Annotated in this window: 9 protein-coding genes and 1 other RNA gene; 4 read left to right on the top strand and 6 right to left on the bottom strand. The window is 68.7% G+C overall.

Translation table 11 applies throughout. The features are described 5' to 3' along the window. The first annotated feature begins 54 nt into the window (after positions 1-54). On the top strand, positions 55-1,233 hold the full coding sequence (locus C0541_RS04705) for an aminotransferase class V-fold PLP-dependent enzyme (protein ID WP_115046207.1): 1,179 nt from the start codon (positions 55-57) through the stop codon (positions 1,231-1,233). Between the two features lie 116 nt (positions 1,234-1,349). Here C0541_RS04705 and C0541_RS04700 read toward each other — a convergent pair whose 3' ends face one another. The 5 genes from C0541_RS04700 to C0541_RS04680 all read right to left on the bottom strand — a co-directional run bounded on the left by C0541_RS04700 (position 1,350) and on the right by C0541_RS04680 (position 5,342). Further along, positions 1,350-2,822 carry a glycine betaine ABC transporter substrate-binding protein gene (locus C0541_RS04700; protein ID WP_161959882.1) on the bottom strand — a complete coding sequence of 491 codons (1,473 nt, stop codon included), beginning with the start codon at positions 2,820-2,822 and terminating at the stop codon, positions 1,350-1,352. After that, a complete protein-coding gene (locus C0541_RS04695) occupies positions 2,819-3,556 on the bottom strand; it encodes an ATP-binding cassette domain-containing protein (RefSeq protein WP_115046205.1) in 738 nt (245 codons plus the stop codon). Before C0541_RS04695 ends, C0541_RS04700 begins: the two co-directional genes overlap by 4 nt. 48 nt (positions 3,557-3,604) lie before the next feature. Then, the gene (locus tag C0541_RS04690; RefSeq protein WP_115047289.1) at positions 3,605-3,922 is read right to left on the bottom strand and encodes an EF-hand domain-containing protein; all 318 of its coding nucleotides are present in this window, start codon (positions 3,920-3,922) and stop codon (positions 3,605-3,607) included. 75 nt (positions 3,923-3,997) lie between these two features. Then, positions 3,998-4,073, bottom strand: a non-coding RNA gene (locus tag C0541_RS04685) — sX9 sRNA. A gap of 63 nt (positions 4,074-4,136) precedes the next feature. After that, complete coding sequence (locus C0541_RS04680) at positions 4,137-5,342, bottom strand: DesA family fatty acid desaturase (RefSeq protein ID WP_115047288.1); 1,206 nt, start codon at positions 5,340-5,342, stop codon at positions 4,137-4,139. A 152-nt stretch (positions 5,343-5,494) separates the two neighbouring features. Here C0541_RS04680 and C0541_RS04675 point away from each other — a divergent pair, with 152 nt between their 5' ends. From C0541_RS04675 to C0541_RS04665, 3 genes are all read left to right on the top strand, one after another. After that, the gene (locus C0541_RS04675; RefSeq protein ID WP_115046203.1) at positions 5,495-6,340 is read left to right on the top strand and encodes an ABC transporter ATP-binding protein; all 846 of its coding nucleotides are present in this window, start codon (positions 5,495-5,497) and stop codon (positions 6,338-6,340) included. Positions 6,341-6,590: 250 nt separating this feature from the next. Next, positions 6,591-7,601 carry a TIGR00266 family protein gene (locus C0541_RS04670; protein ID WP_104585787.1) on the top strand — a complete coding sequence of 337 codons (1,011 nt, stop codon included), beginning with the start codon at positions 6,591-6,593 and terminating at the stop codon, positions 7,599-7,601. Positions 7,602-7,989: 388 nt separating this feature from the next. Continuing rightward, the gene (locus tag C0541_RS04665) at positions 7,990-9,027 is read left to right on the top strand and encodes a patatin-like phospholipase family protein (protein WP_115046201.1); all 1,038 of its coding nucleotides are present in this window, start codon (positions 7,990-7,992) and stop codon (positions 9,025-9,027) included. A gap of 511 nt (positions 9,028-9,538) precedes the next feature. Here the strand turns inward: C0541_RS04665 and C0541_RS04660 are convergent. Next, positions 9,539-11,752 carry a TonB-dependent siderophore receptor gene (locus C0541_RS04660; protein ID WP_115046199.1) on the bottom strand — a complete coding sequence of 738 codons (2,214 nt, stop codon included), beginning with the start codon at positions 11,750-11,752 and terminating at the stop codon, positions 9,539-9,541. Positions 11,753-11,758: the final 6 nt, after the last annotated feature.

Genomic DNA, 11,758 nt, shown 5'->3' with positions numbered 1-11,758 from the left:
GCGCACGTGAACGCGCCGTGTCGGCAGCGTGGCAGCCGGCGGTAAGCTGTTGCCATGTCTTCTTCCTTGTCCAGCCTGCTCCCCTCGCCGATCGCATGGGACCAACGCCAGCAGGCCTTTGCGTTGCCTGGCGACATCCTCTATCTGGATGCCGCCTCGCGCGGCCCGCTGCTGCGCGCGGTGCACACCGTTGCGCATCAGGCGGTGGATGCACTGGCCACGCCGTGGCGGCTGCCGTTCGATGCCTGGCTGCAGGACATCGAGCGTTTGCGTGCGCTCGCTGCCCGCCTGTTCGACGCCGATGCCGACGGCGTGGCGATGCTGCCCTCGGCCGCACACGGCCTGGCGACCGCCGCGCGCAACCTGCCGTTGCAGCGCGGCGAGGCGGTGTTGCTGCTGGACGGCCAGTTCCCTTCCAACCTGCTGATCTGGCAACGCCGCTGTGCCGAGGTCGGAGCGCATGTCGTGGCGGTGTCCACGGCCGGTGGCGATGGCCTGACCGAGGCGGTGCTGCAGGCCATTGCCGACACCGCGGCACTGCGCATCGTGACCTTGCCGCATGCGTACTGGCTGGATGGACGACAGCTCGATCTGGACCGCATCTGCGCCGCGGTGCACGCACGCGGTGCAGCGCTGGTGCTGGACCTGAGCCAGAGCCTGGGCGTGCTGCCGACCGAGCTGCCGCGCTGGCGGCCGGATTTTGTGGTCAGCGTCGGCCACAAGTGGCTGCTCGGACCGATGGGGCTGGCCTGGCTGTGGGTGGCCCCGCAATGGCGGGCGCAGGGCGTGCCGATCGAGGAGCACTGGATCGGCCGCGATGCCGGCAGCAGTTGGGAATTTCCGGTCGCCCGGGCGCCGTCCTATCGCAGCGGCGCGCGGCGCTTCGATGCCGGCGGCGTTGCCGATCCGTTGCGGATTGCGATGGCGACGGCGGCATTGCAGCAGGTCGCCGCCTGGCGCCCGGCGCGCATCGGGCAGGCGTTGGGCGCGCTCACCGCGCGGTGGGATGCGGCCCTGCAGGCGCGCGGCCTGGGCAGCTGGTGCACGCCCGCGCACGCGCCACACCTGACCGCCCTGCAGCCGCCCGCAGACCGGCTGGAGGCCGTGGCAACGGCATTCGGCGAACGCGGGGCGATCTGCACGCGGCGGCACGGACGCCTACGCATCGCACCACACCTGAGTGTCACCGATGGTGCGCTCTCAGGCCTGATCGCAGTCCTGCCAGAAGCATGACGCCGCACGTAGGAGCGGACCCGGCCGCGACGGGGCGTGACCGAGACACGGCGCTATCCCGGTAACGCCTGAGAACGCCCGGTAACGCCCTGTCGCGGCCGAGTCCGCTCCTACGGTCAGGCGCGTTGGCTCAGGCGCAGGCCACGCGGGGTGACCCAGCGTTCCAGGCCTTCGAACACCGCCTGCACGATCAGCGCGAGCACCGCCGCGGGAATCGCGCCTTCCAGGATCAGGCCGATGTCGTCCAGGCGGATGCCGGTGAGGATCGGTTGGCCGTAGCCGCCTGCGCCGATCAAGGCGCCCAGCGTGGCGGTGCCCACGTTGATCACCGCCGCGGTCTGGATGCCGGCCACGATGGTGCGACGCGCCAGCGGCAGCTCCACCCGCCACAGGCGCGTCCACGCCGGCAGCCCGATCGCCTGGGCGGTCTGGCGCAACTCGCGCGGGATCGCGGTCAGCCCGGCATGCGTGTTGCGCACGATCGGCAGCAGGCTATAGAGGAACAATGCGGCAATCGCCGGTTTGGCGCCGATGCCGAACAGCGGAATCATGAAGACGAACACCGCCAGCGATGGCAGCGTCTGCAATACGCCGGTCAGGGAGAGCACCACCTGCCCGAGCCGTGGCCGCCGCGCCGCCAGCACGCCCAGCGGTAATGCGATCAGCAAGGCAAACCCCAACGAGATGCCGACCAGGGCCAGATGCTCGCGCGTATGTCGCAGCAGGCGGCTGATGCGCGAATCGGCTGCAGATGCGGGCGCCACGCCCAGCCATTGCGCCGCTACGGCCGCCTCGGACTGACGCTCCAGCTTCACCTGCGCGTTGAGCCGCTGCATGGTCGCCTCGTCGATGCGGCCTTGCAGCCCCTGCAATGCGGTGAGCATCGCCGGTGAGCGCTGCGCCAGGTCCTTGCGATACAGGAACACCGCCTGGTAATCGGGAAAGTAATGGCGGTCGTCGCGCAGCACCTGCAGCCGGTAGTACGGAATTTCCGCATCGGTGCTGTACAGATCGGTGACTTCGATCGCCCCGCTCTGCAGCGCGCGATAGGCCAGATCGTGATCCAGCCCGGTCGCGGTCTGCGGCAGTGCGTACGCGGCGCGCACGCCCGGCCAGCCATCGGCGCGCTGCATGAACTCGTTGCTCAGGCCGATCGTGAGTGCTGGATGCCGCGCCAGGTCCGACATCGCGGCGATGCCGAGCGCCTGCGCCCGATCGGCACGCATGCCGAAGGCATAGGTGTTCTGGAAGCCGAGCGAATCGGTCATCGCCAGCCCGCGCGCGTCCAGTGCGGCGCGCAGTTCGGCCTGGCTGGCCTTGGGCAGCTGCAGCAGTTCCTGCGCCAGCGTGCCGGTGTATTCGGCGTAGGCGTCGATCTGCCCGGTCTCCAGCGCGCGCCACAGGATGCGCGTGCCACCGAGTTGCGCGCGGTGTTGCACGTCCACCCCGTCGCGCTGCCCGGCGGCGGTGGCGATCTCGCCCAGCAGCACGGCCTCGGTGAAGTTCTTCGAGCCGATCGTCACCTGCGCGGCCTGCGCACCGACGCTTGCGACCAGCAATGCAATGGCGAGCAGCATGCGCGCGCTCACGCGGCGTCGCCGATGCTGCGCTGCGCAGTGAGGAAGCGCTGCACGAACGGATCGGCCGGTTGTTCCAGCAGGCTGCGCGCACTGCCCTGCTGCACCACCTGGCCGGCGCGCATCAGTACCAGGGTGTCGGCCAGGTAGGCCGCTTCGGCAACATCGTGCGTCACCAGCACCACGGTCTTGCCGAGCTGGGCGAACAGCGCGCGCATCTGCGCCTGCAGGTCGTAACGCACGATCGGGTCGAGCGCGCCCAACGGCTCGTCCAGCAGCAAGGCCGGTGGGTCCAGCATCAGCGCGCGGATCAGTCCCACGCGCTGGCGCTGACCACCGGACAACTCGGCCGGATAGCGCGCCAGCAGCTCCGGCGGCAACTGGCACAGCGCGCACAGGGTCTGCAGGCGTTGATCGATGCGTTGCCGGGTCCAGCCCAGCGTCTGCGCCAGCAACACCACGTTGCTGCGTGCATCCAGATGCGGAAACAACCCGCCTTCCTGGATCACATAGCCGATGCGCTGGCGCTGCGCCTGCAGGCTGACGCGTTGCAGCGGCGCGCCATCGAAGGCGACCGTGCCGCTGTCCGGCCATTCCAGCCCCACCAGCATCCGCAGCACGGTCGACTTGCCGGCGCCGCTGGGGCCGATCAAGGCGGTGGTGACGCCGCTGGCGAACTGCAGGGAGACGGTGTCGAGGGCAATGGCCTGGCCGTAGCGCCGGCTGACCTGGTCGAGAGTGAACATGCACTCGAGCTTGCCGAACGCAGCGTCAGACGCGCGCGAAGGTACGCATCATCGCGGCGGCGCCAGCAACTCGCGCGCGCTCAGGTAGCCGTCGCCGTTGGCATCCTGCCGCGCGAAGCGCTCGATCAGCGTGGCACGATGCGCGGCACGGGTGATCGGCTTGCCGCGCCGGCCAGGCAGCTCGTCGCCCTGCAGCACGCCGTCATGGTCCAGGTCGCGCTGCTCGAAGGCATAGCTCATCCAGGCCAGATATTCATCGCGGCTGACCCGGCCATCGCCATCGGTATCCATGCGTTGCAGATACTGCTGGCTGTCCTGCACCTGGGCCTGCGCGAACACCGCCGGCCCGCACACACCACAGGCCATCAGCAGACCGCGCACGACCGAGCCACGCACTTCGCGTGCACGCAGCAGCGCACGCGTGCCGCCGCGCCCAGGAGCGGCCGGCAAGCCGTCGCGAGCAGTCGACAGCAGGGTGCGGACGGTGCGCAGGAACCGTGGTGTACGAGCGGCACATGCCGATTCCGGGCACCGGCCGCGCCCGCCTGACGGCAGCGCAGGCATCTTGTTGTTGGCCGCGCTAAGACCCACTCAGCGCATAACCCTTCAGCCGCGCCGCATAGGCCTGCAACGCGGCATTGCCGCTGGCTTCGGCTTCGTGGCACCACTGTTGCAGGTGCCTGAGGCGTTCGGATGCGTCGTGGCTGCGGGCTTCCAGCACGGCGGTCAAACGTGCGCGGTACTCCACCAGCGTGCGCATGCGCGGGCGCTCGGCCACCCAACGCTGCAGCTGTTCGCGTGCGTCGGGCTTGAGCCAGCGCCCGTCATCGACCAGGCCCTTGCGCAGGCGCCGCGGCAGCAACTGCCGCAGCTTGGCACCGGTGGCCGCGGCTTCTTCGCGCAGCGCCGGGGTGAATACATTGCGCTGGTAGTCGGTCATGGCCTGGAAGCGATGCGAGAGCAGGGCCTTGAGGGTGTCGGCATCGGGCACGGCGATGTTGGGGCGGATGTCCAGCGACGGCGCCACGCGCAGCACCTTGGCCAGGCCGATCGCCTGCAGCCCGCGAATGGCGACCCAGCCGATATCCAGCTCCCAGCGCCGCATCGAGAACCGCGCCGAACTCGGGAACGCATGGTGGTTGTTGTGCAGCTCTTCGCCACCGATCCACAGCGCCCACGGCGTCAGGTTGGTGGAGGTGTCGGCCGATTCGAAATTGCGATAGCCCCACCAGTGGCCCAGGCCGTTGACCACGCCGGCGGCCCAGAACGGAATCCACGCCATCTGGATCGCCCACAGCGCGATGCCGGGCAAGCCGAACAGCACCGCGTTGATCACCAGCAGCGTGATCGGGCCGGCATTGGCATGCGGGGTGTACAGATGCCGTTCGATCCAGTCGGTGGGCGCGCCCTTGCCGTACTGCTCGATGTCGGCACGCTGCGCACGCGCTTGGCGGTACAGCTCCACGCCACGCCAGAACACCTGGCCGATGCCCTTGGTCTGCGGGCTGTGCGGGTCTTCCTCGGTCTCGACCTTGGCGTGATGCTTGCGATGGATCGCCACCCATTCGCGGGTGATCATCGAGGTGGTCAGCCAGGTCCAGAAGCGGAAGAAGTGCGCCACCACCGGATGGAAGTCCACACCGCGATGGGCCTGGCTGCGATGCAGGTACAGGGTCACTGCGAAGATGGTGAGCTGGGTGAACACCAACAGCACTGCCAGCATGCCCCACACGCCCAGCCCGGTCACGCCGGAGGTCAGCACGTCGATGATCGGATCGGACAATATCGGCAGTTCCACAGCGGCGCCATCGTTTGGGTTGATGCAGACATGATGGGGGCGATGGCGGCAAACTTCACCCTTCGGATGCGTAGGGTTGGCCCTACATTTCTAAAGCGGTTCACACGCATCCTTTCCCTACTCCGCCTGATGTCACCCGTATGACGGTTACTGCCCAGATGTCCACCGATCCTGCTGCTGTTGCCAACGCCATCCCGTTGATCGAGCTCGACCAGGCCAGCGTGATGCGCGGCCAGGTACGCGTGCTGCATGCGCTCAGCCTGCGCATTGCGCTGGGGCAGCACACCGCCATCCTCGGCCCCAATGGCTGCGGCAAATCCTCCTTCATCAAGCTGATCACCCGCGAGCTGTATCCGCTGGTGCGCGCCGACGGCCAGGCGGCGGTGAAAGTGCTCGGGCAGGTGCGCTGGCAGGTGGACCGCCTGCGCTCGCAGCTGGGCATCGTCACCGGTGACCTCAGCGTCAACCTGGCCGACATGCCGGGGCTGGATGTGGAGAGCGCGGTGCTGTCCGGTTTCTTTGCCAGCTATGTGGTGCCGCCGCATCGCGAGATCAGCGACGCCATGCGCGCACGGGCACGGGAGGCCTTGGCGCTGGCGCGCGCGCTGCCGTTGCTGGACCGGCAGTTTGCCGAACTGTCGGCCGGCGAGACCCGCCGCGTGCTGATCGCGCGTGCACTGGTCAACCGCCCGCAGGCGCTGCTGCTGGACGAGCCGTCCACCGGCCTGGACCTGGTGGCGCGCCAGCACCTGCTCGACACCATGCGTCACCTGGCCCGGCAAGGCATCACGCTGATCCTGGTGACCCATCACATCGAGGAGATCGTGCCGGAGATCGCGCGGGTGATCCTGCTGCGGGCCGGCACCGTGGTGGCCGACGGTCCGCGCGATGTGCTGCTCAGCGATGCCAGCCTGTCGGCTGCGTTCGACGGCCCGGTGCGCGTGCACCGCGATGGCGAGCGCTACTGGGCGACGGTCGGGGAATAAGCGCGAGGCCAATGCGGCGGTCAGCGTGACCGCGTTGTCGGAGGCAGGCGCCAGCCACGCTCCGGCCCACGTCAACGCGATTGCCTGCTCACGACCGCCCTGGCGGCATGCAGGCCTGAGCGGCACGCGTGGGATATCTGCCCGGTGGCAACCACGCCTGACCGCCCTGCCCGGCATGACCTTGGACACGGGACGCGGTCGCGGCGGCTGCGCTTAGACTCGGCGCACGCACAGATCAGGAGTCGCTCCGATGGCCCAGTGGTATTTCCATGTTCCCGGACAGGCCGATCGCATCGGCCCACTCGACGACGCCAGCGCCCGCGCACATGCCCAGCGCCAGCCCGACGCGCTGGCCTGGCGCGACGGACTCGATGGCTGGACCCCGGCCCGCCAGCTGGCCGAGCTGCAGGGCGGCGGCAGCCTGCCGCCGCCGCTGACCGGCGCGGCCGGGCGCGCCGACGAGATCGACTACCGCATCGTCGGCAACGACATGCAGTTCGTCGAGGTCGAGCTGGACCCGGGCGAAAGCGCCATCGCCGAGGCCGGCGCGCTGATGTACAAGGACGCCGCGGTGCAGATGGACACCGTGTTCGGCGACGGCTCGCATGCCGGCCAGAGCGGCGGCGGCGGGCTGATGGGCAAGCTGCTGTCGGCCGGCAAGCGCGTGGTCACCGGCGAGAGCATGTTCACCACCGTGTTCACCCATGCCGGCAGCGGCAAGGCCAGGGTCGCATTCGCCGCGCCCTATCCGGGCACGGTGCTGGCGCTGCGCCTGTCCGAGCATGGCGGGCAACTGATCTGCCAGAAGGACAGCTTCCTGGCCGGCGCGCGCGGGGTGTCGTTGGGCATCGCGTTTCAACGCAAGATCCTCACCGGCCTGTTCGGCGGCGAGGGCTTCATCATGCAGAAGCTCGAAGGCGATGGCTGGGTGTTCGTGCATGCCGGCGGCACCGTGGTCGAACGCGAACTCGGCCCCGGCGAACGCATCGATGTGGATACCGGCTGCGTGGTCGCCTACCACGCCGGCGTGGACATGGACGTGCGCCGCGTCGCCGGGCTGAAGAGCATGTTCTTCGGTGGCGAAGGCGTGTTCCTGGCCACCCTCACCGGACCCGGCAAGGTCTGGCTGCAATCGCTGCCGTTCTCGCGCATGGCCGGGCGCATGCTGCAGGCCGCCCCGCAGGCCGGCGGCCAGCAACGCGGCGAAGGCTCGGTGCTGGGCGGACTGGGCCGGTTGCTGGATGGGGACAACCGGTTCTGATGGGGTGAAACGGCAGCCGGGTGTACTGGCACCTTCTCCCGCCGGGAGAAGGTGGCGCGTAGCGCCGGATGAGGGGACGGACGACGCTGCTGCGGTCGCATTCCCATGCGGCTTCGCTCCGCACCCTCACCCCACCCTCCTCTGCGCGCCCCGGCGCGTACGCAGTGCCTTCTCGCCCCACGGGAAGAGGGGTTGGGGTTCCGTGCTGCATGCAGGTGGCTGCCGTCATCGCACGAATGAACCGGCTCGGTTCTCTCCCGCCGGAACCAGGGAGTGCAACGCCTGCAAACGGTGCCGTTCTGAATGAGCTCCACGCACGCCAGCCACCAGCGCCACAGTGACGGCACGCGTGTATTCTCCCTCGCCTTCCATCCAACAGTCCGTCGCCATGACCGCGCTCCGCCGCCCCCGCCTTCTCGCCCTGATGTCCTTGCTCGGCCTGCTTTGCGCCTGCGGCGGTGAGCCGCGTCCGGCGGCACCGGCGCCGGTCGTGCAGGCGCCGTCTGCCGGCGCGCCCAAGCCGGTGAAGATCGGCATTGCGCTCGGTGGTGGTGCGGCCAAGGGCTTTGCGCACATCGGCGTGATCAAGATGCTCGAAGCCAACGGCTTTGCGCCGGTAGTGGTGTCGGGCACCAGCGCCGGCAGCGTGGTCGGAGCGCTGTATGCCAGCGGCATGGATGCGTTCCAGATGCAGGAAAAGGCCGTCGCCCTCGACCAGACCAGCATCCGCGACGTGCGGATCTTTTCCGGCGGGCTGGTGCAGGGCCAGAAGCTGCAGGACTACGTCAACGCGCAGCTGGGCGGCAAGCCGATCGACAAGTTGCGCAAGCCGTTCGCGGCGGTCGCCACCCGGCTGGAAGACGGCGAGCGCACCGTGTTCGTGCGCGGCAACGCCGGCCAGGCGGTGCGCGCGTCCAGCAGCATTCCCGGCGTGTTCGAGCCGGTGACCATCGGCCAATACCACTATGTGGACGGCGGCGTGGTCAGCCCGGTGCCGGTGGATGCCGCGCGCCAGCTCGGCGCCGACTTCGTGGTGGCGGTGGACATCTCCAGCAAGGCCAGCGGCAAGAATCCCGGCGACCTGCTCGGCACCGTCAACCAGTCGATCTCGATCATGGGCCAGCGCCTGGGCGAGGCCGAACTCAAGCGTGCCGACGTGGTGATCCGCCCGAAGGTCAGCGACATCGGCTCGGCCGATTTCAACCAGCGTGGCGCGGCCATCCTGGAAGGCGAACGGGCCGCGATGGCGGCGATGCCGCAGATCCGCGCCGGGATCGCGCAGTTGCAGGCGCAGCGCAGCAGCGCCACGCGTACTGCCGCCGAGCAGGCGGCCGCCGCCAAGGCGGACGCGTACCGGCGCTGCCTGGAACAGCGCTCGCGCTGGCAGAAACTGCGCGGCAAGGACGAGGCCTGCGTCGCGCCGTGAGGTAGGTGCGGGTGCGGGGGAATGCGGAAGTGATGCGGGGACCGCGCGCGGCCATGCGGAGCGATGCGAAGCGGACGCGGCGTGCCTGTTTCGACATGCGCGCTCCAACGCCGATGCGTGGAGCCACTGCGGTGTTGCTGCCGTGTGTCGATGCGCCGAGCGAGTGCCGGACGGGGTCGCGGCCGGGGCCGCTCCTACGGGGGCGGCGTTTTGGGGGTGCTGGCGGTGTGTCGGCGGGTCGCGGCCGGGGCCGCTCCTACGGAGGGGCGGCGTTTTGGGGTGCTGGTGGCGGGGCGGCGGGTCGCGGCCGGGTCCGCTCCTACGGCGACGGGTGTTTCGGGTGCAGTGGTCAACGGCATGGCCAGGGCCGCTCTCGTAGGAGCGGCCCTGGCCGCGATGCCTTACACGTATCGCGATGCCTTACACGTATCGCGATGCCTTACACGTATCGCGATGCCTTACACGTGCCGCGATGCCTTACCGATAACGCATCCGCTTCATCGGCAACGCCTCAATAGCGCCAACGCAACGACACGCTGACAAACCGCGGCTCGCCGTAATTCTGGTAATCCAGGTTGGCCCAGTAGGTCTTGTCGAAGGCATTGCGTACCGCCAGCGTGGCGGTCCATTGATCGCTGATGCGGTAGTTGGCGTTGAAGTGCACCAGTGCGTACGCGTTCTGCACCACGGTCACCGGGGTGGTGGTACCGGTGCCGTCGCCGGTGGGGCGCTCGATGTTGAAACCGCGCACCGCGCTCTGCCAGCTGACGCCGCCGCCGATGCTCAGGCGCTCCCAGGCGCCGGGCAGGCGCAGCTGCGTGGACAGCTGCAGATAATCCTCGGGCAGGTTGGCGTAGATCGCATCGGTGGGCGGACGCGTCACCTTGACGTGGGTGAAGCCGGCATTGACGGTCCAGCCGGGAAGAATCTCGCCGTTGACATCCATTTCCCAGCCACGGCTCTTGGTGCCGTTGATGCCGACATAGGCCGAATTGCCGTCCGGCAGCGAGGACTCCGGCTGGGTCATGTCGCGCACGGCGAAGTTGTCCTGCTTGGCCTCGAACACGGCGGCAGTGGCCATCGCATGGCCATCGAACAGCTGCGCCTTGATGCCGGCCTCCAGGTTGGAGCCTTCCACCGGGGCGAGCAGGTTGTTGTCCTTGTCGCGGTAGTTCTGCGGATTGAAGATCTCGGTGTAGCTGGCGTAGAGCGACACGTCCGGCACGATGTCGTAGACCAGTCCCACATACGGGGTGACTTCGTCGCTCACCTCGTAGCGGCCGCTGGTGCCGGTATAGGCGCCGCTGGCGTTGAAGGCCTGGGTGCGGGTTTCCCAGGAGCTCAGGCGTGCGCCGGCGATCAGCGACAGCGGGTTGGCCAGACGCAACCGGGTGGAGGCATACACGCCGCGCTGGGTGGTGCGCGCTTCGCTGCGGCGGCCGGTGCGCGCATAGGTCACTTCGGAAATATCGCCATCCCAGTTGCGGATATTGGGGATGAAATAACAGCGCTCGGGCGGGCCAAAGTCGCTGGGGCAGCTCGCCCAGTCGTCGGGATAGGTCTGCGCGACACCGTAGGAGGTCGACTGCAGATCCTGCCAGCTGCCGCCGACCACCACATCGTGCTGGCGGCCGAACAACGAGAAACCGCCGGACAGGTACACGTCCACGCCGTCGCGCGCATCGCTGGTTTCGCCGGCGGCAGTGCGCAGGAAGATGCCGCTGCCCTCGGCGGCCGGATAGCCGGTGCCATAGGCGCGCAGACTCTGCACATCGCCCTTGGTGTGCGCGTAGTTGACGCGCAGCAGCCAGTCCTCGCCAAAGCGCTGCTCGAGGTTGGCGAAGGCGGTGCTGGTTTCGCGCTGCCAGCGGCTCCACTTGGGCGCCATGTTGGTCGAACGCGGCAGGTTGGCCGGCGAGCCATCGGCAGCGAAGAACGGCACCGTGCCCCAGGTCGAGCCGATCGGGCTGTTGTCCTGGCGCTGGTAGCCGACGGTGAGCGTGGTGCTGTCAGTCAGGTCGCCTTCCAGCACCGCCATGCCCGACATCTTGTTGTCGTGGTAACGGTCGTAGTAATAGTCGCGGTCCTGCCAGGCCGCCACCACGCGGCTGCGCCAGCGTCCGTCGTCGGTCAGTGGCGCATTGACGTCGGCCTGCATGCGGCGGAAATCCCAGGTGCCGGCGCTCACCGCGAACGAGGCATCGAAGTCCTTGCCCGGGCGCTTGCGCAGCAGGTTGACCGTGGCCGAGGGAATGCCGGCGCCGGTGAGCAGGCCATTGGCGCCGCGGATCACCTCGATGCGGTCGTAGAAGACCGTGTCATATTCCTGGTTGGTCGCGCCGCTGTAGGTGGGCAGGCCATCGACCTGGAAGTCGGTGATCTGGAAGCCACGTGCGTAATACAACGGGCGCTGGGTGTCGTAGAACGACACGTTGACGCCGGTGACGTTGCGCATCACATCGTCGATGCTGAACAACGATTGCTCTTCCAGCCGCTGCAGCCCGATCACGCTCACCGATTGCGGGGTTTCCTGCAGGGTCAGCGGCAGGCGCGTGGTGGTGGCCGGCTGCGCGCGGCTCACCGCGCCGTTGACGTTGACCTGGTCCAGCGTCTTGGCGTTGCTTGCATCGGCGGCATCGTCGGCGCGGGCCACGCAGGGCGTCAGCGCCAGCGCGCACAGCAAGGCAGCGGACAACGTGGCCAGGGGGGCGGACATCGGGGGCATTGGTGG

The sequence above is a fragment of the Xanthomonas arboricola genome (assembly GCF_003353015.1).
Lineage (GTDB): Bacteria > Pseudomonadota > Gammaproteobacteria > Xanthomonadales > Xanthomonadaceae > Xanthomonas > Xanthomonas arboricola_E.
The sequence above is the reverse complement of the archived record's forward strand: the minus strand, read 5'-3'. Positions and strand labels throughout refer to the sequence as shown.